This is a genomic window from Kaistia sp. SLG-1, assembly GCF_059699055.1.
Genome location: NZ_AP048544.1, coordinates 381,888 through 405,291 on the forward strand (window position 1 = coordinate 381,888; position 23,404 = coordinate 405,291).

23 protein-coding genes and 1 tRNA gene are annotated in these 23,404 nt (G+C 66.4%); 7 read left to right on the top strand and 17 right to left on the bottom strand.

Translation table 11 applies throughout. From position 1 onward, the window contains the following. Positions 1–4 precede the first annotated feature (4 nt). Complete coding sequence (locus AC6HZP_RS01730) at positions 5–1,042, bottom strand: LysR family transcriptional regulator (protein WP_497525142.1); 1,038 nt, start codon at positions 1,040–1,042, stop codon at positions 5–7. Between AC6HZP_RS01730 and AC6HZP_RS01735 the strand changes: the two genes are divergently transcribed. Further along, on the top strand, positions 1,013–1,792 hold the full coding sequence (locus AC6HZP_RS01735) for a dienelactone hydrolase family protein (RefSeq protein WP_497525143.1): 780 nt from the start codon (positions 1,013–1,015) through the stop codon (positions 1,790–1,792). The two genes, AC6HZP_RS01730 and AC6HZP_RS01735, sit on opposite strands and share 30 nt — an antisense overlap. Here AC6HZP_RS01735 and AC6HZP_RS01740 read toward each other — a convergent pair. Together AC6HZP_RS01740 and AC6HZP_RS01745 are read right to left on the bottom strand one after the other, a co-directional pair. Further along, on the bottom strand, positions 1,787–2,524 hold the full coding sequence (locus tag AC6HZP_RS01740; protein WP_497525144.1) for a dihydrofolate reductase family protein: 738 nt from the start codon (positions 2,522–2,524) through the stop codon (positions 1,787–1,789). The genes AC6HZP_RS01735 and AC6HZP_RS01740 overlap by 6 nt on opposite strands. Before the next feature lie 103 nt (positions 2,525–2,627). After that, the gene (locus AC6HZP_RS01745; protein ID WP_497525145.1) at positions 2,628–3,452 is read right to left on the bottom strand and encodes an SDR family oxidoreductase; all 825 of its coding nucleotides are present in this window, start codon (positions 3,450–3,452) and stop codon (positions 2,628–2,630) included. 349 nt (positions 3,453–3,801) lie between these two features. Between AC6HZP_RS01745 and AC6HZP_RS01750 the strand changes: the two genes are divergently transcribed. Then, the gene (locus AC6HZP_RS01750) at positions 3,802–4,620 is read left to right on the top strand and encodes a hypothetical protein (protein WP_497525146.1); all 819 of its coding nucleotides are present in this window, start codon (positions 3,802–3,804) and stop codon (positions 4,618–4,620) included. Between the two features lie 116 nt (positions 4,621–4,736). Here the strand turns inward: AC6HZP_RS01750 and AC6HZP_RS01755 are convergent, their stop codons facing one another. The 6 genes from AC6HZP_RS01755 to AC6HZP_RS01780 form a co-directional block, all read right to left on the bottom strand. Next, a complete protein-coding gene (locus AC6HZP_RS01755; RefSeq protein ID WP_497525147.1) occupies positions 4,737–7,022 on the bottom strand; it encodes a beta-galactosidase trimerization domain-containing protein in 2,286 nt (761 codons plus the stop codon). Between the two features lie 147 nt (positions 7,023–7,169). Next, positions 7,170–8,219 (bottom strand): GntR family transcriptional regulator, encoded by a 1,050-nt coding sequence (locus tag AC6HZP_RS01760; protein ID WP_497525148.1) that lies wholly within the window; start codon positions 8,217–8,219, stop codon positions 7,170–7,172. 329 nt (positions 8,220–8,548) lie between these two features. Further along, positions 8,549–9,370, bottom strand: a complete 822-nt coding sequence (locus AC6HZP_RS01765; RefSeq protein ID WP_211201072.1) for a carbohydrate ABC transporter permease — start codon at positions 9,368–9,370, stop codon at positions 8,549–8,551. Next, complete coding sequence (locus AC6HZP_RS01770) at positions 9,367–10,284, bottom strand: carbohydrate ABC transporter permease (protein ID WP_497525149.1); 918 nt, start codon at positions 10,282–10,284, stop codon at positions 9,367–9,369. The genes AC6HZP_RS01765 and AC6HZP_RS01770 overlap by 4 nt, the downstream gene beginning before the upstream one ends. 56 nt (positions 10,285–10,340) lie before the next feature. Beyond that, the gene (locus tag AC6HZP_RS01775) at positions 10,341–11,591 is read right to left on the bottom strand and encodes an ABC transporter substrate-binding protein (protein WP_201401803.1); all 1,251 of its coding nucleotides are present in this window, start codon (positions 11,589–11,591) and stop codon (positions 10,341–10,343) included. A gap of 578 nt (positions 11,592–12,169) precedes the next feature. After that, positions 12,170–12,245, bottom strand: a tRNA-Ala gene (locus tag AC6HZP_RS01780). Between the two features lie 176 nt (positions 12,246–12,421). On the opposite strand from AC6HZP_RS01780, the gene AC6HZP_RS01785 reads away from it, so the two are divergent. Continuing rightward, positions 12,422–12,712, top strand: coding sequence for a YggT family protein (locus AC6HZP_RS01785; RefSeq protein WP_201401832.1), 291 nt, complete (start codon positions 12,422–12,424; stop codon positions 12,710–12,712). Continuing rightward, the gene (locus AC6HZP_RS01790; RefSeq protein WP_497525150.1) at positions 12,709–13,026 is read left to right on the top strand and encodes a DUF167 family protein; all 318 of its coding nucleotides are present in this window, start codon (positions 12,709–12,711) and stop codon (positions 13,024–13,026) included. The genes AC6HZP_RS01785 and AC6HZP_RS01790 overlap by 4 nt, the downstream gene beginning before the upstream one ends. Before the next feature lie 254 nt (positions 13,027–13,280). On the opposite strand, the gene AC6HZP_RS01795 is transcribed toward AC6HZP_RS01790, so the two are convergent. The 4 genes from AC6HZP_RS01795 to typA form a co-directional block, all read right to left on the bottom strand. Then, positions 13,281–13,766, bottom strand: a complete 486-nt coding sequence (locus AC6HZP_RS01795) for a DUF3828 domain-containing protein (protein ID WP_497525151.1) — start codon at positions 13,764–13,766, stop codon at positions 13,281–13,283. A 4-nt stretch (positions 13,767–13,770) separates the two neighbouring features. Then, entirely contained in the window at positions 13,771–14,301 is a 531-nt protein-coding gene (ppa, locus tag AC6HZP_RS01800; RefSeq protein WP_497525152.1) for an inorganic diphosphatase, read from the bottom strand. A gap of 130 nt (positions 14,302–14,431) precedes the next feature. After that, a complete protein-coding gene (locus AC6HZP_RS01805) occupies positions 14,432–14,818 on the bottom strand; it encodes a GNAT family N-acetyltransferase (RefSeq protein ID WP_497525153.1) in 387 nt (128 codons plus the stop codon). Positions 14,819–15,116: 298 nt separating this feature from the next. Beyond that, positions 15,117–16,937: a translational GTPase TypA gene (typA, locus tag AC6HZP_RS01810; protein WP_201401836.1), complete on the bottom strand. Its 1,821-nt coding sequence runs from the start codon at positions 16,935–16,937 to the stop codon at positions 15,117–15,119. Between the two features lie 311 nt (positions 16,938–17,248). Here typA and AC6HZP_RS01815 point away from each other — a divergent pair, with 311 nt between their 5' ends. Then, entirely contained in the window at positions 17,249–17,620 is a 372-nt protein-coding gene (locus AC6HZP_RS01815; RefSeq protein WP_497525154.1) for a MarR family winged helix-turn-helix transcriptional regulator, read from the top strand. Positions 17,621–17,724: 104 nt separating this feature from the next. Here AC6HZP_RS01815 and AC6HZP_RS01820 read toward each other — a convergent pair whose 3' ends face one another. From AC6HZP_RS01820 to AC6HZP_RS01830, 3 genes are read right to left on the bottom strand one after another with little or no spacing between them, the layout of a single operon-like run. Next, the gene (locus AC6HZP_RS01820; protein WP_497525155.1) at positions 17,725–18,651 is read right to left on the bottom strand and encodes a phosphate/phosphite/phosphonate ABC transporter substrate-binding protein; all 927 of its coding nucleotides are present in this window, start codon (positions 18,649–18,651) and stop codon (positions 17,725–17,727) included. Continuing rightward, a complete protein-coding gene (locus AC6HZP_RS01825; protein WP_497525156.1) occupies positions 18,651–19,628 on the bottom strand; it encodes an adenosine deaminase in 978 nt (325 codons plus the stop codon). The genes AC6HZP_RS01820 and AC6HZP_RS01825 overlap by 1 nt, the downstream gene beginning before the upstream one ends. Further along, the gene (locus AC6HZP_RS01830) at positions 19,629–20,849 is read right to left on the bottom strand and encodes a phosphopentomutase (RefSeq protein ID WP_497525157.1); all 1,221 of its coding nucleotides are present in this window, start codon (positions 20,847–20,849) and stop codon (positions 19,629–19,631) included. Positions 20,850–21,026: 177 nt separating this feature from the next. Between AC6HZP_RS01830 and upp the strand changes: the two genes are divergently transcribed. Continuing rightward, complete coding sequence (gene upp / locus AC6HZP_RS01835) at positions 21,027–21,656, top strand: uracil phosphoribosyltransferase (RefSeq protein WP_201404648.1); 630 nt, start codon at positions 21,027–21,029, stop codon at positions 21,654–21,656. On the opposite strand, the gene AC6HZP_RS01840 is transcribed toward upp, so the two are convergent. Beyond that, a complete protein-coding gene (locus tag AC6HZP_RS01840) occupies positions 21,618–22,523 on the bottom strand; it encodes a transglutaminase-like domain-containing protein (RefSeq protein WP_497525158.1) in 906 nt (301 codons plus the stop codon). The genes upp and AC6HZP_RS01840 overlap by 39 nt on opposite strands. 125 nt (positions 22,524–22,648) lie before the next feature. Between AC6HZP_RS01840 and moeB the strand changes: the two genes are divergently transcribed. Continuing rightward, on the top strand, positions 22,649–23,395 hold the full coding sequence (moeB, locus tag AC6HZP_RS01845; protein WP_497525159.1) for a molybdopterin-synthase adenylyltransferase MoeB: 747 nt from the start codon (positions 22,649–22,651) through the stop codon (positions 23,393–23,395). Positions 23,396–23,404 lie beyond the last annotated feature (9 nt).

Genomic DNA, 23,404 nt, shown 5'->3' on the forward strand with positions numbered 1-23,404 from the left:
GCACTCACGGGGCGTGCAGCTTGCGGAACTCGGCCTCGACGAAATCCGCGAACGCGCGGGCGGACGGCTTCGTCGCTCGCCCCGCCGGGAGCACGAGGCTGATATCGACCGAGCTCATGTCCCAATCCGGCAGGACCCGCACCAGCCGGCCGGATTCCAGTTCCTGCAGGACGCTGAGATCGCCGGTCGAGAGGATGCCGAGCTCGGCCACGGCGGCGGCGACGGCCGCGTCCAGCGTGTTCAGGATGAACCGTCCCTTGAGCCGAACGGAGGCGGACTTCCCGTCTCTTCGAAACGTCCATCCTTCCATCACGCGCGCGGCCGGGCTCAGGATGATCGCATGGTCCGACAGGTCCGCCGGGACCCTCGGCGTGCCGGCCTTGGCCAGGTAGCCCGGCGCCGCGACGACGACGCGATGCACGGTTCCGATCCTGCGGGCGACAGCCATGGAATCGTCGAGGGGGCCGGCCCGCAGGGCGACATCCACCGCTTCGCTCACCAGATCCTGCCGGTCGTCATTGAGGATGAATTCGATGCGCAGGTTCGGGTGCAGATCGGTGAAGCGCGCCAGGCGCGGGAGGATGCCCCGCGTCGCGGCGGCCGAGGAGGCGGCGACGCGCAGCATGCCGCGCAACTCGCCGGTTCCGCGAACGGCGTGATCCGCCTCCTCGAGCGCCGTCAGGATGGGCTCTATGCGCGATAGATAATCCGCGCCCGCCTCGGTGAGCGTGACGGCCCGCGTCGTCCTGAGGAACAGGCTGACGCCGATCTGCTGCTCCAGCGCGGCGATGATCCGCGACGCCGTTGGCTGCGAAATGCCCATTTCGCGTGCCGCGACGGAGAAGCTCGTGCTCCTCGCGACATGCGCGAAGAGCTGCAGCGAAAAGAACCTGTCATTCATTTGAAAATCGAATTTAACAAATGCATTCCCGCAGCCTACCGCAGGATATCGAATAAACCAATCTAGCCTCCAGTCGGTTGAACCCCGCAGGGAATCCGGATTGGAGACACGATGACAGAGGTCGAGATCACGACGCCGCATCACCCGCTCAAGGCGTATGTGGCGACGCCGAAGGGCGAGGGGCCCTGGCCCGGCGTCATCGTGCTGCATGATATCTTCGGCCTGACCAGCGTCACGCGCGGCCATGCCGACTGGATCGCCGAGCAGGGCTATATTGCCATTGCGCCGGACCTGTTCTCCTGGGATGGCCGCATCCGCTGCATCCGGACCCTGATGCGCGACATGGCGGCGCGGCGGGGCGTCTCGTTCGACGATGTCGAGGCGGTGCGGTCGTGGCTGGTGGGCCGCGAGGACTGCACCGGCAAGACCGGCATCATCGGTTTCTGCGGGACCGGCCAGTTCGCGATCCTTCTCGCCTCCGGTCACGGCTTCTCGGCCGCCGCGCCGAACTACGGCGCGGTCCCGAACGACATTGACGCGATCATGGGCGGTGCCTGCCCGGTGGTGGCGAGCTATGGCGGTCGCGACTGGACCATCCGGGGCGGGGCCGCGCGGCTGAAAGGCGCGCTCGAGCAGAATGGCATCGAGCACGACGTGAAAGAATACCCCGCCGCCGGGCATTCCTTCCTCGACGACCACAAGGGCCTGATCGGCATACTCGGCGCGGTCATCGGCGCGAGCTACAAGGAGAAGGAAGCGGCGGACGCCCGGGCCCGCATCCGCACCTTCTTCGCGCAGCATCTCGGCGACGGGACAGGGCCCGCCGAAGAGAGCCGGTGGACGACCGGCGGCCGGTCCCCGGCTCGCAAGGGTTTTGGGCGCGGCCTATGAGGCCGCGCTCTCTCCGGATTCCAACTTGAGGCCGTAGCGGAGCCAGAGGCAGCCATCTTCCAGCGTCTCGACGCTCCGGAGCGTCAGCGCGGTGGCGGAGCGGGTTCGGTAGTCATCCATGGTCTGGAACAGGTCGATCTCTTCCTTGTCGTGGCCGATGACGGGCGCGACGACCAGGCTGAGCTCGTCGATCAGCCCGGCCCGCAGGAAGTGTTCGTTGGTGACGCCGCCTCCCGACAGGATGATCTTGTCGATCCCCAGCAGAAGCTTCAGCTTTTCCAGCGCGAGCCGGGCATCGAGCGCGTCGTCGCCGGCGAGCAGGTAGGAGATGCCCCGGTCCCGCAGATAGGCGAGATAACCGTCCGGCGCCTTTCCCGTCAGTAGGGCGACGATGTGGTGGGGCGGGCGGCTCATGTACTGGATGGTGTTCGCCTGCCAGCCGAGCTTCCCCGCCGTATCCACCACCACCATGTAGTTCTCGGCCGCCGGGTCGGCGATATGGTCTTCGCGCGGATAGACCGGCGCCTCCGGGTCGAGAACAGGCGGCTGGTGATGGGTGAAGTGTTCCGCCATCGACAGGCGGCCGCTCAGGCAGGCGCGGCTGTCGAAGCTCTGGTTGGTGGTCTCGTAGGCCTCGATCGCGCCGAGGGTCTCGGGGGCCTCGAGGAAGCTGCCGGTGGTCTTGCCGTTGATGGAAGTCAGCATGTGGCAGATGACATAGGGCCGGTTCATGCGGGTCCTTTCGTCCGTACAATGGGATGGCGGGCTCTGTCCGGCGGCGCCTGAAGGAGGGCCGGGCCGCAGCCCGACATCTCCCGGGTCTCGACCCGCTGGCTCAGCGCACGGAGGGAAACTGGGACCGCATGAAGCGCTCGTAAGCCGGATCGTCGAGTTCCCGACGCGCCTTGACCAGGTGCTCGACGCTGTAGGGCGCGCAATAGCGCAGGCGGTCCGTGCCGTCCGTGGCGGCGGCATAGATATCCTCGGCCACCCGCTCGGGGCTGGCCGCGCCCTGGGCCAGATTGGCCATGGCGTTGTTGGTGCTCTCGAGGAAGGCGTCGTAGCCCGGCACATGGCCGTTGCCGGTATTGTCCCGCGCCGAGCGCTCGTGGAACGGCGTCAGGATGCCGCCGGGCTCGAAGATCTTGGTGACGATGTTCTGCGAGGCGAGCTCATAGGCGATGGACTCGGTGAAGCCCTCCAGCGCCCATTTGGTCGAGATGTAGACGGCGCTCGCCGGCAGGCCGAAGATGGCGCCGCAGGAGCTGATGTTCAAAATCATGCCGCCGCCTTGCTGGCGCAGGATGGGGACGGCCCGCTGCATCACGTTGATGACGCCGAAGACGTTCACGTCGAAGTTTTCGCGGATCTTCTCGATCGGCATGCCTTCCATCACGCCATACTGGCCATAGCCGGCGTTATTGATGAGGAGATCGAGACGGCCGAAGCGATCCAGCGTCGCCTGCAGGGCGCTGTCGATGCTCGCGGTATCCTCGACGTCGAGGCGCACCACCATCAGATTGGCGATGCCTTCCAACGCCTGGGCGGCATCGGGATTGCGCATCGTGGCGACCACGTTGAAGCCGTGTTCGGCGAAATACTTTGCCGTCGCCGCGCCGACGCCGCTGGAGCTGCCCGTGATGAGCATCGTTTTCTGCATGACTGTCTCCTTGAGAAGTGACGCCTATCTAGGCCGGCAGCCGCGGCGGGTTAAGACGGCAAACTCCGCATGGAGTGTTGAAGGATTTGCATCAATGGAGACGCGCCGGACGGGGAGCCGATGCCCGATGCCGGAGACGTCGGTCTAGAGGATCCTCGCCTGGCGCGGCCGCGTCGCCCGCGGGCCGCGGCAGATGCCGGGTTGTCATGGTGCTGTGGCTTCGATGCTACTGCGCCTGACGCAACGTCATGCTAAGTGGGTTTAGAGGATCCTTCTGATGAAGGATCCGGCAAGGCGCGCCCGCCCGCGCGGAGCGCAGGCCCCAGAGTTCACGTTTTGGGAGCGTGTCGTGTCGCACAGGCCTTCATTCCCGGCGTCTATCGCGGCCCTCGGCTTCTTCGCCTTGCTGGCGACATTGCCGGCCGCGGCCCAACAGTCCGCCTCGGACCTCGCGAAAGCGGCGCAGAACCCCGTCGCCGACATGATCAGCGTGCCGTTTCAGTCCAACACCAATTTCGGCTACGGCCCCTATGACAAGACGCAGGAAATCCTCAACATCCAGCCGGTGATCCCGATCAAGCTGACGCCGGACTGGAACCTGATCACCCGCGTGATCGCGCCGGTCATCTGGCAGCCGCAGCTTTCGCCCGACGACGACCGCACCTTCGGCCTGGGAGACCTGAACCCGACCTTCTTCCTGTCGCCGGCCAAATCGGAAAAATTCATCTGGGGCGTCGGCCCGACCTTCCTGCTGCCGACCGCGACCGACGAGGACCTCGGCACCGGAAAATGGGGGGCGGGCATCGCCGGCGTCGGGCTGGTCATGCACGGCCCCTGGGTCTATGGCGCCCTCATCAACAACATCTGGTCCTTCGCGGGCCAAAGCGACCGCGCCAACGTCAACCAGATGACGCTGCAGCCCTTCGTGAACTACAATTTCAAGGAGGGCTGGTATCTCTCCTCCTCGCCGATCATCACGGCGAACTGGGAAGCGGACAACGACGACCGCTGGGTCCTGCCGGTCGGCGGCGCCGTCGGCCGCGTGTTCAAGATCGGCAAGCAGCCGATCAACGCCCAGCTCGGCGCCTACTACAACGCCATTTCGCCGGACGATATCGGCCCGCAATGGCAGATCCGGGCCCAGATCCAGTTTCTGTTCCCGAAATAGCGGCTGATCCGGCGGTTCTTCATTCAGTCATCTGGAGACGGGCAGGAGCCTCGGCTTCGCCGTGACGACGTCTGGAAAAACCCCGGGCGAAGGTCGCCCGGGGTTCGGTTGTCACGTCAGGCCACGCGAAGGAAGGCGTGCGTCGAGAAGGCCGGGACCGAGATGTCGAGGACGCCGTCGGCCCAGTTCCAGTCGACCGGCTTGCCGGTGTGGATCTCGTTCACGCTCGCCGGACGGGTCGGATGGCGCAGGCGGACCGAACCGCCGGTCGTGGTGGGCACGCCGGCATTGTGCACCATGGCGCCGAGCCGCTTGAGCGGCGCGTAGCCCACGAGATGCACATAGGTCGCCGCCTCGTCGCGCTGCACGGAGACCTCGACCTGGGGCGGCAGCCCTGCGATCGACACCAGCCGTTCGGCGGTCGGATAGGCGCGCTCCATCAGCGCCTGCACGAAGCGCTGCACATGCGGGCGGTTCTCGTGCATGTGCGAGGCGAAGGGGTCCGTCGCGACGAAGATGGCCAACCCCTTGCCGTGGCGGTTGAGGGTCACGGCCGGCCCGACAATGTCCTCGCCGGGCGGGCAGGCGCCGAGCGTCGTGTAGTGCTGCCAGTGATCCTCATCCTGGATACCGTCGCGCCACACCGCCCTGAGCGGGCCGCGCAGATCGGCCAGCACTTCCGCGCTCGTCGCGCGGACGTTGGCCGCGGCGCCCCATTGCATGATCGGATGAACCGGAACCCTTGCCAGCTCGCGCAGCTCGTCGCTGAGTTCCACGTAGTGGATCGGCGAGGGATGCGCCCCGAGCGTCTCGACGCCCAGGATATGATCGAACCGCTTGGCGTTCTCGTTCGAATAGGCCTGGTCCCACCAGCCGGAGCGCCCGGTCACGATGAGCGCGCCGCCATCCCGCACATAGGCGTCGAGCGCCTCGATCGTCGCCTCTTCCAGAAGGCACTGCTCGGGCACGATCACCAGCTTCTGGCGCGACAGGTTCTGGCGCAGGGTCGGTTCGTCATAGATGAGGAACTGGACGCCGCTATGGGTCAGCGCCAGGTGGGTGCCGTCGATGCGGTCGGTCCGCTCGCCCAGCCCCTGCAGGCCGACGGCGCCGCGGGTGTTGCGCGCCGCGTTGACGCCGGATCCGATGGGTCCGAAAATCTGCGACGGCGCGCTGGCGAGAACGGCGATGTCGGGCACGGCCTGGGTCGTCACCGACTGGTCGGTGATCGGACGCGAGAAGGCGTTGACCTCCTTGATGACCTCGTAGACGGCAGGCTCGATCCGGCCGTCCGGGTAGGGCTGGTCGGCAAAGTAGGTGCTGGAGCCCTGCGCGAGCGTCGCCGCGGAGTCGACGATCATGTCTTCCGCGTCGCGCAGCTGCCACTCGCCCCATTTGTGGAAGCGGATGTTGTGGAAGTCGAACGGCATGCCCGTGGTCGCTTCGTTGCGGCCGACGGCGCTGAAGGTCACGGGGAAATCGCCGCCCCAGGGCAGTGCGTCGTTGCAGAGATAGTCGAGCCCGATCTCCTGGGGGGCCAGCCAGCGCACCGGCTCGCCATTGCCGCCGGCAGGCACCGGCGTGCTGGAGCGGCCGATGGAATTGTCGGTGATCAGCACATCGGGACGCGCCGCCTTGCACACTTCGATGGTGCGCGCCAGGAACGTGCCGATCTGCTTGCGACGCCAGATGCGCCACGCCACCCATTGCGGATCGCTGTCGCCGGCGTCGTCGGAAATCGACCAATCGATGGCGAATTCGTCCACCTTGCCGCGCGATTCAAACACCGCGGCCGGCGCATGGCGACGCTTGCGCACCGGCACCGACGCCGGCAGGTCAAGGCCGGTATCGCGCTTGAAGCCTTCCTTGCAGTAGTTGCAGTGGCAGAGCGTGTCGACCATCCAGGCGCCGCCGTCGAACCAGAAGGATTCGATGTCGTAGGTGGTGAGCAGCTCGGTCAGAAGCGGCGCGATGTATTCGTCGAGATAGGGGCTGCTCGCGCAGACGGCGGATGCCCCGTACATCATCCAGGCTCCGGGAGGATTGGTGCCGTCGGGCGCCACGACCAGCCACTCCGGATGCGTCTGCTTGATGTGGATGTTCGTGAACAGCTGGAAATACGCAATGCGCCGGATGCCCTCCTCGGCCAGCGCCGTGGTCATGTTGCCGACGTAGTCGTTGACGAGCCCGGGATGGTTGACGCCTGCCTTGCTGGGCCAGAAGGCGAAGCCATGGTGGTCGTGGGTGAAGTAGCTGACCGCGCCGATGCCGGCTTCCTTGAAGATCCTGGCCTGGCGGCGGGCCTCGGCCAAGTCGAACGAGGCAGCGACGCCCGTCATCCAATGAGGTTCATGATAGTCGAGGTGCAGCTTGCACGAAACGTCGCGCCACCAATTCGTCATTCGTCTTCCTCCAGTGCGGCTGCGCATCGTCACCGTCGTCGGCGACGATCCTCGGGGGGGTACGCAGCGATCCGGGGCATAAAACGAGCATTGCATGAAATAGTCAATATGTGGCCAAAGCGATTCCTCGGCCGTCCATGCGCGGGGCTATACGGAGGTGAGATATCCAGGAATTCGGGCGCTCGGCGCGGCGGCGCCGGCCTTGAGACAGGCAATCGTGCCGGCAACCGCCGACTTCAGATGCGCCTGCATCGCCGCGACGGCCGCGCTGGCGTCACCCGCATCGAGGGGCTCGAGGATGCGGATATGCTGCTCCACGGCCACGAGGATTTCTTCGCTGTTCAAGTAGCGCTCAAACGTCAGATGCGTGGCGATCAGCGGCAGCTGGCTGCGTTCGATCATCCGGCGCAGCTGGGTGTTTGCGCAGGCCAGAACGATGTCCCGGTGCAGATCGTTTTCGAGCAGGCTGATCTCGGCCTCGCTCAGCACGGTTCCGCGCTCGAGCAGCGCCCGGGCCCGCTGCAGCCGAACCGAGACCTGTCCGGGCGCCAAATGTTTCACGCCCTCGACCAGCGCGGGCGGCTCCAGCAGATAGCGGATCTCGTAGTGCTCCTCGACATCCCGCACGGTCAGCTGCGGCACGTACCAGTGGCCATTGCTGGCCTGCGATACCAGCCCGACGCGCTCCAGCCGGGTCAGGATCTCGTGGGCCACGGTCCGGCTGACGCCGAACGCCTCGGCCAGCGAGGTCCCGACGATGCGGAACGGGCCAAAGGCCATGCTGGCGGCGATTTCCCGTTCAACCAGCGGATAGAGCCGGTCGCGCCAGCCGCGCTGCTGCAGATCGTCGAGGGGAGCCGTCGTCAGGTTGAGCCCGGCCTCCGCCAGGTCGCGCCGGACGGGCACGTTGGTCCTAGCTCCCACAAGGTATCCGCGCCCGCCAAACTCGGAAATCAGGCGCTCTTCGGCCAGTCTGGCGAGGGCTGCGGCGGCGGGTGACCGGCTGACCTTGAAGGCCCGGGAAACCGCCGATTCCGTCAGCACGAGCCCTGGCTCGAGTATACCCTGGGTGATGTGGTCGCGCACCACAGCATAGACCGTGTCCGAGCGACGGCCGGGCGGCGCCGGGCGGGATGCAAACGCATCTCCTGCCTGGAGTTCTGTATCTGTGTCCGCCTCGGACCTTGCGTAGCTCACCCGGCCTCCTGCGTCACCGCAATGTCGACTGCAACCTTAAATATGCCTAACCTTTGGTCACCAAGCCGTCAATACTGGAGCCCGGGATCTCGCCGACTGCAACCGAGGGCTGTCTCGCCCTGGCGCAGCGTGCGACCGTCGCGGCCAAACATGGATGTCATTCCTGGCGGATCGAGACCCTCATAGGCTCTCCGATACCGGCCTTCAACAGATCGCGCACCAAGCCGCGAAAAAGCCCTCCCTGGAAGAAGCCCGCCGCGGGCGCCCGGCCTCGCAACGAACGGCATCGAGCCTGGTTCGTCGAAAGGTCGGGGCCGCATGCGCTTCCCCTATTTGCCGATGCCGGCCAGCGAGCGCACGAAGTATCGCTGCGCCAGGATAAAGATCATCAGGATCGGCACGGTGGCGATGGCAAGGCCCGCCATCACCGCCGGCCAGTCCGACGCATACTCGCCCTTCAACTGCAGAATGCCGACCGGCAGCGTCTTAGCTTCGGTCTTGGTGAGCATCAGCATCGCCAGCAGGAACTCGTTCCAGCCGAACACCGCCTGGAAGATCGCCGCGCTCGCCACCACCGGGCCGGAGAGGGGGATGATGATCTTGAAGAAGATCTCGAGCTGGTTGCAGCCGTCCAGCCGCGCCGCCTCTTCGAGTTCCCGCGGGAAATCGAGGAAGAAGGCGTAGAACAGCATGGTGGTGAAGGGGATGCCGTAGGCCGAATAGGGCAGCACGATCGCCAGCGGCGAATTGAGCATGCCGGCGGCCGAGACCATCTGGTAGAGCGGCACGAGCACCGCCGTCAGCGGCACGGCGAAACAGGCCACGATCAGCAGGTAGATCCCCTTGGCGATGGGGCTGTCGGTACGGGCCAGGACATAGGCCGCCATGCCGGAGACGATGACGATGACGAGCACCGCCAGGCCCACGGCGATGACCGAGTTGAGCATGAAGGTGCCCATGCCCACGCCCCAGGCGCGCGAAAAGCTGTCGAAGGAGAAGCCGGAGGGAAGGCCGAGCGGGTTGGTGAAGATCTCCCGGCGCGTCTTGAACGCGGCCATCACCATCCACAGCAGCGGCAGCACCACGAACAGGCTCCAGGCGGTGACCGCGCCGTAGGTGACCAGGGCGGTTAGGCGGAAGCGCGGCATCATGCCCTCCGGTTTGACTTGAGCTGCAGGCTGCCGAGGACCACCGCGACGGCCAGCAGGACGACCGAAATGGCATAGGCGTAGCCCATGTCGTTGAATTTGAAGGCCTGGAAGTAGATGTACGTCCCCAGCACCTGCGTGGCGTTGGCGGGGCCGCCCTGGGTCAGCACGAAGATCAGGTCGAAGGCCTTGAAGCCGCTGATCGTCGTTACCAGCGCGGCGACCGCCAGCACGTTTCGGATGCCCGGCAGGGTGATGTACCAGAACGCCTTGACGCCGCGGGCGCCGTCGAAGGCGGCCGCCTCGTAGAGCTCCTTCGGGATGGCCTGCAGTCCCGCCAGGATCATGACCATCATGAAGCCGGTGTACTGCCAGGTGCCGACGATGAGCACCATCCAGATCGAGATGTTGGGATCGCCGAGCCAGCCCATCGGCGGCGGCGTCAGGCCCATTCCCTTGACGATGGCATTCAGAATGCCGGTGTTGGGATCGAAGATGATGAGCCAGATCAGCGCCACGGCCACCGACGAAACGACGATCGGCGCGAAGATGATGGTGCGGAAGAAGGTCGACCCGGTGGGAATGCCGCGGTCGAGGATCGCCGCCAGGATCGTCCCGAGGCCGACCTGCAGGACCACCGATCCGACGACAAGGATGATGTTGTTCTTCATCGCCGTCCAGAACACCGGATCGGTCGCGGCGCGGGCATAGTTGGCCCCGCCGACGAAGTCCCAGTGCGGCGAGGTGACGCCAAAGCTGAAGAACGAGCCGGCGACGGTCAGAAGCGCCGGAATGAAGATGAAGACGCCGCACAGCAGCAAGACCGGCGCCAGCATCAGGGCGGAACTCGTCGCCGTGCTCATGACGCGGCTGCGCTCGGCGGCTGGTGCAGGGTTGAGGGTTTGAACTTGGGACATGGCTCACCTAGACGGGTGGAACTGGCGCGGCGGCTCCGCCACGCCAGCCGGGAGGGTCAGTTGCGTCCCAGACGCGCCTTGGACTGCAGGGCGATGCCGCGGATGTAGTCCATCGCCTGCTGCGGGGTCTTGGTGCGGTTGAGCACTTCCACGCCGGCGTCCAGGTAGGCTTCCGACACGGCGCTCTCCAGGAGAACGTTGAGCACCATCACCGATCCGGTTGACTGGGCGATGTCCTTGGCGAACCAGTTGAACTGCTCGGTTCCGCCCACCTGCTCGATCAGCGCGGCATTGGAGGGCACCGCGGCCGTCAGCTTGGCGTAGTTGACCGCCTGCTCATTGGACACCAGGAAGCTCACCCATTCCGCCGCCAGCTCGGGGTGCTGGGACTTGGCGGCGATCTGGTAGCCCTGGGGCACCAGGAAGGTCGCGGCCGGATCGCCCTTGCCGCCCTCGATGCTCGGAAAGCGGAACAGGCTGTAGCCGGTATAGCCATCCTTGTCGAAGGTCGCCGCGCACCACGTGCCGCAGAAGGTCATGGGGCTGACCTGCGCCAGGAACATCTGGTCCGCCGCCTCCGGCGAGGTAGCGTTCGGCGCATCCTGGAAGCAACCGGCATCCTGCAGGTCGACCAGCTTCTGCCACGCCTCGACATAGCCGGGATTGGTGAACAGCTGGTCGGCCGGCGCCGAAAGGTCGTAGTCGGCCGCCGTGTTGGCATTGCCGAGCACGCGCTCGTTCAGCATGGTGACGACGTGGTTGACGATCCAGCGCTCCGAATTGCCCAAGGGCCAGGGCACCATGCTCGGGTCGATCTGGCGGATGGACTTGCAGAGCTTCACCAGCCCGTTGAAGGTCGTGGGCGGCGTCAGGTTGTTCTTCGCGAAGAATTCCTTGTCGTAGAAGAAATACTTCGAGACCGCGTCGGTCGGCACGCCGAAGTTGCGGCCCTTGAGTTCAAAGGACGACTGCCAGGCGTCGGACAGGCTGTGCTTGAAACCGCCGGGCTTGGCGCCCAGTTCGGTAATATCGAGCGCCTGCCCTTCCTTGGCGAAGCGCGCGGCATACTCGCCGGCCCAGTTGAAGAAGACATCCGGCGGCGCCGAGCCGGCCAGGGCGACCGGCAACTGCGTCTTGTAGGACTCGTTGGGAAGCTGCTCGAGCACCAGCTTGAAATCGGGATGGGTCTTCTGGAACTCGGTCTCGGCCTCGGTCAGGAACTGAGCATTGCCCGGGTTGCCGCTCAGTATCCACATCTTGAGCTCGGTCGACTGTGCCGGCACGACGAGCGCACCGACGGCCGCCACCGCCCCAATCACCGCAGCAATACTCCTGCCACATCTTGTAGAACGCATCGCTCTCCTCCTCGGTCGCTTGCGTGCCTTCGGTGAATTCCCCCCTCACCCCGGCCATGCGGTGAGCAATAAACGACTATTGCATGAAATAGTCAATATAACAAAAGGCGAGCCCGAACCGCCCCTCCAACGGCCGGCCGCGACCCCGCGTGGCGGACGCGAGGGAAGGGGCATGCACAAGCGGTTGTGCCCGGCTGCAGGGGTACGTGCGGGCCTATGGCATCAGAGCCAGGAGAGGCGTTCGACGGCGCACGACACGGCGCTCGCCTTCTTTAGTGGCGCCTGCCTGCGGGGCATCCATGCCACTATGAAGACCGCGGTCGATGCGATCCTGCTGGTCGCGAGCGGCAGTACAGCCGACCTTCCAGCAGATATGGGGGAGGCGCTAGACGATAGCGTGCCTGCCGGCATCAGGGCAGGAGGGGCCAGGTAGCAAGCCTGCGAGCATGGCCCGCGACGTTTCGGGCCCAAATAGGCTCGCAAATCGCGCCAGCGCGATCCGGGCATCGGTGGGAAGTGATGGATTGAATTGGTGGAGCCGAGGGGAATCGAACCCCTGACCTCTGCAGTGCGATTGCAGCGCTCTCCCATCTGAGCTACGGCCCCGTCGCGTCGCGACGGCGGCCATTTAGGGGGTGGTGCGGATGGCTGTCAAGCGGTTGTGACGGCCGGGCGGACGGGAGACCCTAGCGATGATTGCAAACGGGCGCGGGTTGCGGCGCGGGCAGCGCGCCGCTACATGAGAAGCTTCAGAAGTCTCCAAGACCGCCTCCGGAAACCCCATGCGCGCCATCCTCGACGTCGTTATGATCGCCCTCGATCTCTATTGGTGGGTCGTCATCGCCAGCGCCATCTTCAGCTGGCTGTTTGCCTTCGGCGTGGTCAACCCGCGCAACCAGGTGGTCAATGCGATCGGCCGGTTCCTGTACCAGGCGACCGAGCCGGCGCTGCGCCGCATCCGCGCCTTTATGCCCAATCTCGGCGCGATCGACATCTCGCCGGTCATCCTGCTGCTCGGTATCATCCTGATCCAGCAGGTCATCATCCGCTACGTCTACCCCAACGTCTTTTGAGCGAAGCGGGCTTCTTTCGCGCCGGCGACGGCCATGTCGTGGTCCAGCTGCGGCTGACGCCGAAGGGAGGCCGCGACGGGCTGGACGGCGTCGGCCAGCTCGCCGACGGAAGGCAGATCCTGCAGGCGCGCGTGCGCGCCGCGCCCGACAAGGGAGCGGCCAATGCCGCGGTCGAGGCGGTGCTGGCAAAGGCGCTCGGCGTGCCGCGTTCGGCGGTGGCGCTCGTCTCCGGCCATACCGCGCGGCTAAAGAGCGTTCGCGTCGATGGCGATGTCGCGGCGATCACGGCGAGGCTCGAAGCGCTCGCCGGGTAGCCGCCGGTCATGCATTTGCTGCAGCCGGAGTGACTTTCACCTCTCCCTGAGGGAGAGGTCGACGCACGAAGTGCGGCGGGTGAGGGTTTACGGTCTCGCCGATTGAGCTTCCGACGGCGTTCCTTCCGGCACGTTCCCTAAACCCTCACCCGGAGCTTCGCTCCGACCTCTCCCTCAGCGAGAGCCGAAGCGCTGGGGCCAATCTCGCGCACCGGCCTCTTCAGTCGAAGGAAAGGCCAGGCGCGAGAAGAAGTTCAGTGCGTGTAGAGGCCGCGCAGCGAGCGCTCGGGCCAGAGGATGTCGCGGATGCGCCAGCCTTCGTCGAGGCGGACGAGCCGCATCTCGATCAGCTTCGGCTCGCCGAAATTCTTGAAGGTGATGGTGCCGTCGGCGCGGTCGGGGGTCGTCGCCTCGACGCTGACCAGCAGTTCGGTGATGTCCCAGTCCTGCGCGTCGATGAACGGGTCGCCGTCGAGCTTCGAGACGTCGCCGAGCGCCGCCGCCTCGTCGCTGTCGGCGAGGATCAGCTCGGCGAGGCGCGGCTCGAACAGCGCGCGCACCGTCCCGGCATCGTCGAGCGGCACGCCCTCGCCGCCGTTCTCGTAGCGTTCATAGATCGCCGCGACGAAGGCTTCCGGATCGTCGGCGGCAACCGACGACCCGGTTTGTGTCGAAGCGAAGCCCACGCCGAGCGTCGCAACCAGCAAGAGGTGCGCGACGCCGCGCCGCGTGAGCGCCATGGGATCAGGCCTTCTTGGCACGCTCGATGGCGTCGACGATCAGCTGCTGCGCCTCGTCGATGTCGCCCCAGCCGGTGATCTCGACCCACTTGCCGTTCTCGAGATCCTTGTAGTGGCGGAAGAAGTGCTCGATCTGCTGCAGCGTGATCTCGGGCAGGTCCTTGTAGGACTTCACGTTCTCGTAGCGGCGGGTGAGCTTGGTCGACGGCACGGCCAGGATCTTCTCGTCCTCGCCGCCCTCGTCGCGCATCTTGAGCACGCCGACCGGGCGGCAGCTCATGATCGCGCCGGGAACGATGGCGCGCTGGTTGGCGACGAGCACGTCGATCGGGTCGCCGTCGCCGCAGAGCGTGTGCGGAACGAAGCCGTAATTGCCGGGATAGCGCATCGGCGTGTAGAGGAAGCGGTCGACGTAGAGCGCGCCGGCGTCCTTGTCCATTTCGTACTTGATCGGCTCGCCGCCGACCGGCACCTCGATGATGACGTTGATGTCGTGCGGGGGATTCTTGCCGATCGGAACAGCATCGATGCGCATGGGGAGTACCTCAGGTGAAAAGGGCGGCTACCCTTTACGGGGCACGAACCCGGCCTGCAAGTGCCAATCCACCGCGGCGCAGCATCGACGATCGGGTTTTGGAAGCGGGGTAGCAGAGCCGGCGAAGCTCTCAACCGCGCGCGAAAGCGAAGGCGACCTTGGCCAGCGTCTTGTCGCCGAAGCGCTCGCTGCCGCGTGCCACCTTGCGGCCGCCGGCATTCTTGTAGAAGCGGCAGGCGCCCTCGTTTGCGGCCAGCGCCCAGACGACGGCGGAATCGAAGCCGTGCCGGAGCAGTTCGCGCCGCGCCGCCAGGAATAGCCGCGTGCCGAGGCCGACGCCCTGATATTCGGGGCGGATGTAGATTTCGTAGATCTCGCCGCGCTGGACCAGGTTTCGCGCCCGGTTGGGGCCGAAGGTGGCGTAGCCGACCACCATGCCGCCGACGTCGATGACGACGATGCCGGTGCCGCGCCGAATGGCCCGGCTCCACCACGCCTCGCCGCGTCGCGTAATCATGCGGCCGAGTTCGCGGGCGGGTATCAACCCGTCATAGGCTTGTCGCCAAGCACTGTCGTGAACCGCGGTGATCGCCCCCGCGTCACTTGCTTCTGCTCGACGGACTCCGATCGACAGCGTGCTCATGCCGATCAAGATATGTCCGCTCTGCGCGTCGGGGAAGGGGGTTTTTACGTTTGCATGACTGACGTTGGGTCAGCATGCCGCCGGCCGGCGGTCGCCGCTTGGCCAAGGAGGCCGGCGCGCGGATCGCGCGCCGGCCTCGATCATGTCTTGCCTCAGCCCGGCTTAGCCCGGCTCAGCCCGCCTTGGCGGAGCGGTCGGCGCGCTTGCGCTCGGTCGGGTCGAGGATCGCCTTGCGCAGGCGGATCGACTTCGGCGTGACCTCGACCAGCTCGTCGTCCGAGATCCAGGACAGCGAACGCTCGAGCGTCATGCGGATCGGCGGGGTGAGGCGGACGGCCTCGTCCTTGCCGGCGGCGCGCACGTTCGAGAGCTTCTTGCCCTTGAGCACGTTCACTTCGAGGTCGTTGTCGCGGGTATGCTCGCCGACGATCATGCCGCCATAGACCTTCCAGCCGGGCTCGATCATCATCGGGCCGCGGTCCTCGAGGTTCCACAGCGCGAAGGCGACGGCCTCGCCCTGGTCGGTCGAGATCAGCACGCCGTTGCGGCGGCCGGGGATCTCGCCCTTGTGCGGGGCATAGGCGTGGAACAGGCGGTTCATGATCGCCGTGCCGCGCGTGTCGGTCAGGAGCTCGCCCTGGTAGCCGATCAGGCCGCGGGTCGGCGCATGGAAGACGAGGCGCTGGCGGTCGCCGCCGGAGGAGCGCAGCTCGATCAGGTCGGCCTTGCGCTCCGACATCTTCTGCACGACGACGCCGGAATGCTCCTCGTCGACGTCGATGATGACTTCCTCGATCGGCTCCAGCGTCTCGCCGGAAAGGTCCTTCTGGAACACGACGCGCGGACGCGACACGGCCAGCTCGTAGCCCTCGCGGCGCATGTTCTCGATCAGGATGGCGAGCAGCAGTTCGCCGCGGCCGGAAACGATGAAGGAGTCCTTCTCGGAGGATTCCTGGATCTTCAGCGCGACATTGCCTTCCGCTTCCTTCATCAGGCGGTCGCGGATCATGCGGCTGGTGACCTTGTCGCCTTCGGTGCCGGCGAGCGGGCTGTCATTGACCATGAAGGTCATCGACACGGTCGGCGGGTCGATCGGCTGCGCCTTTATCGGCTCGGTAACGGCCGGATCGGCGAAGGTGTCGGCGACGGTGCCCTTGGTCATGCCGGCGATCGCGACGATGTCGCCCGCCACGCCTTCCTCGATCGGCTGACGCTCGATGCCGCGGAAAGCCAGGATCTTGGAAACGCGGAACTGCTCGACGGTCGAGCCGTCCTGCGACAGCACCTTCAGCATCTGGGTCGGCTTGACCGTGCCCGAGGTGATGCGGCCGGTGATCAGGCGTCCGAGATAGGGGTTGGATTCGAGCAGCGTTCCGATCATGCGGAACGGGCCTTCCTCGATATGCGGCTCGGGCACGTGCTTCAGCACCAGCTCGAACAGCGGCGCCATGCCTTCTTCATGCGAGGCGTCGGGCGAATTGGCCATCCAGCCGTTCTTGCCGGATCCGTACAGGATCGGGAAGTCGAGCTGCTCGTCGGTGGCGTCGAGGGCGGCGAAGAGGTCGAACACCTCGTTCACGACTTCCTGGATGCGGGCGTCGGCCTTGTCGACCTTGTTGATCGCGACGATCGGCTTCAGGCCGAGCTTCAGCGCCTTGCCGACGACGAACTTGGTCTGCGGCATCGGGCCTTCGGCGGCGTCGACCAGCACGATCACGCCGTCGACCATGTTCAGGATGCGCTCGACCTCGCCGCCGAAATCGGCGTGGCCCGGCGTATCGACGATGTTGATGCGGGCATCATGCCAGGTGATCGAGGTCGCCTTGGCCAGGATGGTGATGCCGCGCTCCTTCTCGATGTCGTTCGAATCCATGACGCGCTCGGCGACGCGCTGGTTGTCACGGAAGGAGCCGGACTGCTGCAGCAGCTTGTCCACGAGTGTTGTCTTGCCATGATCGACGTGCGCGATGATGGCGATATTGCGAAGAGTCATGTGCGAATCCGAAAAGGCGCGGCGGCGTCGGACAGGTGCCTCGAGACGGCCAGCATATTTTGCGGCGCAAAATGATCGAATTGTCGGGAAAACGCAACCTCCCATCGGAGGAGCCGCGCGCCTCGCGAGGCGTTTCAAGGCGCAAAGTAATGATCAAACAATTTCTTGACTTTCACGCCATCATTTATCTATAATCTGACTATCTTATTATCGCTCGGAGGGTCAGCTTTTTGTCTGCCGCAACGGAAGACCCCCTCGGATTCATAGTTGTCGATGTCGCGAGACTGTTGCGGCGCCGATTTGAGAAGGCATTGGAAAATGCTGGTCTCGGTTTGACAGTAGCGGAGGCGAGGACACTTGCCTTCGTCAGTCGACATCCAGGTCTTCGTCAGTCTACCCTGGCCGATGAGCTGTGTGTCGAGCCGATGACATTGGTCGGCTTTCTGGATCGACTCGAAGCTGCGGCGCTGGTGGAACGTATTCCCGATCCGGCTGACCGGCGCGCCAAGCTGATCCGCCTGACGCCAAATGCCGCGAGCATCGTTCGCCGCATCCGCACCATCGGCAAGCAGGTGCGCGAGGATGCGGAGCGCGGCGTCGACCCCGCCTCGATCGAGACGATGCGCATCGCCCTGCTGAAGATCCAGGACAATATCCTCGCCAATGAAGGTTCCATGGCCTGAACGGCAGGCCATGACAATTTTCCGGAAAACCCTCGCGCTTGAGGCACCCGGTGCTGGGCAAAGCGCGGGCCGGCCGATCTGCCTTGTGCCGTCGCCATCCGATATCAGCGCTTCGCCGGCGCCACGTTGAGCAGCGCCGCCAGTTTCTCGTAGAGCGTCGGGTCGGCGGCGACGAAACCGCCGGGATAGCCGCGCTCGATGGCGTCATAGGCCTCGGGCGCCGCCGTCTGCATCTCGGTCAGCGCCCGCAGCAGCGCCACCTTGGCCTCGTCAGGAATATCCTTGCGCACCGCATGCGGCCCGAACGGGATCAGTTCGGATTGCCAGACCACGCGCAGCGTCGATGGCGACAGCGTGCCGTTGCTCGCGAGCCGCGCGAACGGGCCGGAGCCGATCGCCGCCGAAAGCGGGTCGGTCGCCGAGGACCAGGCGGTGGCGATGTCGGCCTCGTCCTTTGCCAAAGCCGTCAGCGCCGCCTCGCTGTCGTCGGTCTCGATGATGCGGACGAAATAGCTCTCGGGGTCGATGCCCTCGGCCGCCAGGCCGGCGAGCGGCGCCCGTCGTCCGGAAAGCGAATCCGCCGCGCCGACGGCGAGCCGCGTGTTGCGGGCGTCGGCGAGCGTCGCGATCGGGCCGTCGCTCTTCGTCACCAGCAGCGCGCGAAAGCCGCGCGCGTGGTCGACGGTGGTCGGCTGGGCGAGCGGCTCGGCGCAGTCGCAGCGCTGGTTGAGCGCGAGGTAGGCGAGCGACGACAGCACGCCATACTGGATCCGCCCGGTCGACTGCGCCTCGATCAGCGCCTCGTAATTGCGGGCCGGGAACAGTTCGACCGGCACGGCGAGGCTGTATTGCAGGTGCCAGCGGAACTTTTCCAGCCGCGCCGTCTCATAGGCGGGATTGTCGCCGGCGACGAAGCCGACCTTCAGCGTGCCGAGATCGTCGCGCCAGCTCGCCGCGGCGGGGCCGGCCGCCGGCCAGGTGGCCAGCGCGAGGGCGGCGAGGACGAGGGCGATGCGGCGGCGCATGGACATCAGCCCTCCAGTCTGGCGATGAGGCGGGCGCGCGTCGGCGCGTCGACGAAGGCGGCGTCGATGGCGGTGCGCGTCGCCTCGACGAGCGCTTCGTGCGACAGGCCCTGGTCGTCGGCGAGCCAGCCATATTCGGCGCCGATCGACGAGCGGAAATAGGGCGGATCGTCGGAGCTGACGGTGACGCGCACGCCGGCGTCACGCAGCCGCGTGAACGGATGGCTGGCAATGTCGGGATAGAGGCCGAGCGCGACGTTGGAGCCGGGGCAGAGCTCCAGCACGATGTTCTCGTCGACGAGGCGGCGGACGAGGTCGGCGTCCTCGATGGCGCGCACGCCATGGCCGACGCGGCTGACACCGAGATGGTCGAGCGCGTCGCGCACGCTCTCGGGCCCGCCGAACTCGCCGGCATGCACGGTCAAGCCGAGGCCCGCCTCGCCGGCGATGCGAAAGGCGTCGGCGAAATCGCGGGGATGGTGCATGCGCTCGTCGCCGGCGACGCCGAAGCCGGTGACGAGTGGGTGCGGCTCGTTCACCACCGTCTCGGCGGCGGCGAGGATGCGGTCCGGGCCGTAGTGGCGCACGCCCGTGGCGATCATCCGGCCGACGATGCCGGTCGCGGCTTCCGCGTCGCGGATTCCCTGCGCCAGCCCCTCGACATAGTCGCGATAGGAAAGGCCCGAGGCGAGCGCGTGGTCGGACGAGATGAACACCTCGCCATAGATCGCGCCCTCGGCGGCGAGGCTGGTGAAATAGGTGAAGGCGAGGTCGCGATAGTCCTCGGGCGTGCGGAACACGGCGGCGGCGCGGTCATAGGCGTTGAGGAACGAGGTGAAGTCGTGCCAGGCGAAGGCGCCGTCGGCGTCGAAGAGGCCGGAGAGGTCGATGCCGTGGCGCGCGCCGATATGGCGGACGAGCTCCGGCGAGGCCGCACCCTCGATGTGGCAGTGGATCTCGGCCTTCGGAATTGCAGCAACCATTTAGAGAAAACTCCGTCCATGGGGTCCGGGCGCCAGCCCGAGATGCGCGGCGAGCGTCTCGCCGATATCGGCGAAGCTGGTGCGCGCGCCGATGTCCTTTCCGGCCAGGCCGGGCCCGAAGGCGAGGATCGGCACCTGCTCGCGGGTGTGATCGCTGCCGCGCCAGGTCGGATCGCAGCCATGGTCGGCCGTGATGACGACGAGGTCGCCGGGCTGAAGCGCCGCCTCGATCTCGGGCACGCGCGCGTCGAAGGCCTCGAGCGCGGCGGCATAGCCGGCGACGTCGCGGCGGTGGCCGTAGAGCGTGTCGAAATCCACGAGATTGGCGATGACGAGATCGCCGGGCGCGGCGCGGGAAATCGCCGCCAAGGTCGCGTCCGTGAGCGCGGCGTTGCCGGTCGCCTTGGTGACCTCGGAGACGCCTTGATGGGCGAAGATGTCGCCGATCTTGCCGATCGCCAGCGTGCGGCCGCCGCTGGCGACGACGCGGTCGAGCAGGGTCGGTTCCGGCGGATTGACGGCATAGTCGCGCCGGTTGCCGGTGCGCTCGAAGGTCTCGGCCGTCTCGCCGAGGAAAGGGCGGGCGATGACGCGGCCGATCTTCAGCGGATCGACGAGGCGGCGCACGGTCTCGCAGAGCGCATAGAGCCGGTCGAGGCCGAAATGGGTCTCGTGCGCGGCGATCTGCAGCACGGAATCGGCCGAGGTGTAGCCAATCGGCTTCCCCGTCCGGATGTGCTCCTCGCCGAGTTCGGCGAGGATCGTCGTTCCCGACGCGTGCTTGTTGCCGAGGATGCCGGGGAGCTCGCCCTCGCGGATGATCGCATCGGTCAGCGAGGGGGGAAAGCACGGCTCCGTTTCCGGAAAATAGCCCCAGTCGAACGGCACCGGCACGGCGGCGATCTCCCAGTGGCCGGACGGCGTGTCCTTGCCGTTGGAGATCTCCGCCGCGTGGCCATGGATCGCGTTCTTCGGCCCGGGGGCGGCGAGGCCGGCTGGCCAGCTGCCGCTCGCGCCTTCCGCGGCCGCGCCGAGGCCGAGCCGCGAAAGGTTCGGCAAGGCGAGGGGGCCTTGGCGCAGCCCCGCCCGGTCGCCCCGCCCTTCGGCGCAGCCGGCGGCGATGTGGCCGATGGTGTTCGCGCCCTCGTCGCCATAGGCCGACGCGTCGGGGGCGCCGCCAATGCCGACGGAGTCGAGTACAATCAGAATGGCGCGCGGCATCGGGTTGCAATCTCTGCGAACAGGAACCTTCAGGATAGGCCGGGGCGGTCCCGCGCCACAAGCCGTGCCGTTCGATGGGGACAGCGACAACAGGACCGCCACTTGACGTTGCGGCCCGGTTTCCAGCGGGGAGGCGGCGCGCTACGGTGGCGCGACAAGGATCAAGAGAGGCTGATGATGAACGGCGTGACGGTGATCAACCACCCCCTGGTGCAGCACAAGCTCACCATCATGCGCGACAAGCACACGTCGACCGCCGGCTTCCGCCGGCTGCTGCGCGAGATCTCGACGCTGCTCTGCTACGAGGTGACGCGCGATCTCGAGATGACGACGACGACGATCGAGACGCCGATCACCGAAATGGAGGCGCCGACGCTGGCCGGCAAGAAGCTGGTGTTCGCCTCGGTGCTGCGCGCCGGCAACGGCCTGCTCGAAGGCATGCTCGACCTGGTGCCGGCGGCGCGCGTCGCCCATGTCGGCCTCTATCGCGACCCGAAGACGCTGCAGGCGGTCGAATATTACTTCAAGGCGCCGGATAGCCTCGACGAGCGGCTCACCATCGTGGTCGATCCGATGCTGGCGACCGGCAATTCCGCCATCGCCGCCGTCGATCGGCTGATGGAGCGCGGCGCCAAGGATATCCGCTTCCTCTGCCTGCTGGCGACGCCGGAAGGCATCGCCAATTTCCAGGCGGTGCATCCGACGATTCCGATCTACACCGCCTCGATCGACAAGAAGATCGACGACCACGGCTATATCGTGCCGGGCCTAGGCGATGCCGGCGACCGGATGTACGGCACCAAGTAGGCGGGAAGGCGGGCCGCCGGCCGGCGTCCCGATCTCTTCACTGACTTCCTGGCTGCTTTCCTGGCCGATCTCCTCGGTAACGACCGAGAAATTCACCAGCGTGGCGTTGCCGAAGGAATTGGTCAGCGCCACGTCGGTGGCGTCGCGGCCGCGCGCCATGACGATGCGGCCGATGCGCGGCTTGTTGTGGCGCGCGTCGAACGTGTACCAGCGGTCGCCGAGATAGGCCTCGAACCAGGCGGAAAAGTCCATCGGCGCCGGGTCGCGCGGCACGCCGATGTCGCCGAGATAGCCGGTGCAGTAGCGCGCCGGGATGTTCATCGCCCGGCAGAGCGCGATCGAGAGATGGGCGAAGTCGCGGCAGACGCCGAGCTGCTCGTTATGCGCCTCGAGCGCGGTGCGGGTCGGCCGCGCCAGCGCATAGTTGAACTTCAGGTGATTGTGCACGAAGTCGACGATCGCCTGCACGCGCGACCAATTCTCCGGCAGGTGGCTGAACATCGGCCAGGCGACGAAGCCGAGATGGTCGGTCTCGCAATAGCGGCTGCCGAGCAGGTAGACGAGGCATTCCTCCGGCAGGTCCTGCACCGGCAGGATGCGCGCGTCCGGCACGACCGGATCGGGCTGGCCGCTGTCCTCGACGATCCCCTCCGCCCAGAGCCGCGTGTGACCGGCCGGCAGAATGGTGCGGCTGGCGAGATTGCCGAAGCCGTCGAGATAGGTGTCGATGGAGAGCGCCGGCTCCGAGGCGAGATAGTCGTGCTCGATCACCCTGTCGCCGAGGCTCGGATGAACCCGGAGCATCATCAGCATCGGAGTCGGCTGCGGGCATTCGAAGGCTATGTCGAATCCGATGCGGATCTGCATGGCGGCGCTCACTTTCGCGAAGGGGGCTTTGTTTCCCAATGCCGCGATGCAGCGAAACGTTCCGTAGCGTCCGGGCCGCCCGCATCGATCTCGCCAGCCGCGCCGCGAGGCCCTAGGATCCGGTCATGTTCAGTCCCGATGAAATCGAGCGTTACGCGCGCCATCTCGTCCTGCCGGAAGTGGGCGGGCCCGGCCAGCAGAAGCTGAAGGCGGCGCGCATCCTGGTGCTGGGCGCCGGCGGCCTCGGCGCGCCTGTCATCCAGTATCTCGCCGCCGCCGGCGTCGGCACGATCGGCATCGTCGACGACGATGTCGTCGCCCTGTCCAATCTGCAGCGGCAGGTGATCCACGCGACGGAAACGGTCGGCCAGCCCAAGGTCGACAGCGCCCGCGAAGCCGTTGCGCGGCTCAATCCGCATGTCGCCATCGAGACGCATGCGCTCCGACTCGACGCCGAAAATGCCGATGCGCTCATCACCGCCTATGACGTGGTCGCCGACGGCACCGACAATTTCGAGACGCGGTATCTCGCCGCCGATCGCTGCGGCGAATTGCGGCGGCCGCTGGTGACGGCCGCCGTCGGCCGGTTCGACGGCTCGCTGACGACGCTACTGCCCTGGGATGCAGACGGGGAGGGCGTGCCGAACCCGCGCTTTCGCGATCTCTTCCCCGAGCCGCCGCCGCCCGGCCTGCTGCCAAGTTGCGCCGAGGCAGGCATTCTAGGGGCGCTGACCGGCATTCTCGGCAGCCTGCAGGCGGCGGAAATCCTGAAGCTCGTCCTCGGCATCGGCGAGCCGCTGATCGGCCGGCTGCTGCTGGTCGGCGCGCTGTCGATGCGCTTCGAGACGATCCGCTACAAGCGGCGGAAATAGGCGGCCGCC

Excerpts from the sequence above, each read along its gene's own strand:
- ppa (WP_497525152.1), bottom strand. The coding sequence starts at position 14,301 with ATGCGCATCGATGCTGTTCCGATCGGCAAGAATCCCCCGCACGACATC.
- AC6HZP_RS01820 (WP_497525155.1), bottom strand. The coding sequence starts at position 18,651 with ATGTCCATGCGCCGCCGCATCGCCCTCGTCCTCGCCGCCCTCGCGCTG.
- AC6HZP_RS01740 (WP_497525144.1), bottom strand. The coding sequence starts at position 2,524 with ATGAACCGGCCCTATGTCATCTGCCACATGCTGACTTCCATCAACGGC.
- AC6HZP_RS01755 (WP_497525147.1), bottom strand. The coding sequence starts at position 7,022 with ATGACGAATTGGTGGCGCGACGTTTCGTGCAAGCTGCACCTCGACTAT.
- AC6HZP_RS01770 (WP_497525149.1), bottom strand. The coding sequence starts at position 10,284 with ATGTCCCAAGTTCAAACCCTCAACCCTGCACCAGCCGCCGAGCGCAGC.
- AC6HZP_RS01730 (WP_497525142.1), bottom strand. The coding sequence starts at position 1,042 with ATGCGGCGTCGTGATCTCGACCTCTGTCATCGTGTCTCCAATCCGGAT.
- AC6HZP_RS01745 (WP_497525145.1), bottom strand. The coding sequence starts at position 3,452 with ATGCAGAAAACGATGCTCATCACGGGCAGCTCCAGCGGCGTCGGCGCG.
- AC6HZP_RS01825 (WP_497525156.1), bottom strand. The coding sequence starts at position 19,628 with ATGGTTGCTGCAATTCCGAAGGCCGAGATCCACTGCCACATCGAGGGT.
- typA (WP_201401836.1), bottom strand. The coding sequence starts at position 16,937 with ATGACTCTTCGCAATATCGCCATCATCGCGCACGTCGATCATGGCAAG.
- AC6HZP_RS01840 (WP_497525158.1), bottom strand. The coding sequence starts at position 22,523 with ATGCAGATCCGCATCGGATTCGACATAGCCTTCGAATGCCCGCAGCCG.
- AC6HZP_RS01765 (WP_211201072.1), bottom strand. The coding sequence starts at position 9,370 with ATGATGCCGCGCTTCCGCCTAACCGCCCTGGTCACCTACGGCGCGGTC.
- AC6HZP_RS01735 (WP_497525143.1), top strand. The coding sequence starts at position 1,013 with ATGACAGAGGTCGAGATCACGACGCCGCATCACCCGCTCAAGGCGTAT.
- AC6HZP_RS01830 (WP_497525157.1), bottom strand. The coding sequence starts at position 20,849 with ATGCCGCGCGCCATTCTGATTGTACTCGACTCCGTCGGCATTGGCGGC.
- moeB (WP_497525159.1), top strand. The coding sequence starts at position 22,649 with ATGTTCAGTCCCGATGAAATCGAGCGTTACGCGCGCCATCTCGTCCTG.
- AC6HZP_RS01795 (WP_497525151.1), bottom strand. The coding sequence starts at position 13,766 with ATGGCGCTCACGCGGCGCGGCGTCGCGCACCTCTTGCTGGTTGCGACG.
- upp (WP_201404648.1), top strand. The coding sequence starts at position 21,027 with ATGAACGGCGTGACGGTGATCAACCACCCCCTGGTGCAGCACAAGCTC.
- AC6HZP_RS01785 (WP_201401832.1), top strand. The coding sequence starts at position 12,422 with ATGCGCGCCATCCTCGACGTCGTTATGATCGCCCTCGATCTCTATTGG.
- AC6HZP_RS01805 (WP_497525153.1), bottom strand. The coding sequence starts at position 14,818 with ATGATTACGCGACGCGGCGAGGCGTGGTGGAGCCGGGCCATTCGGCGC.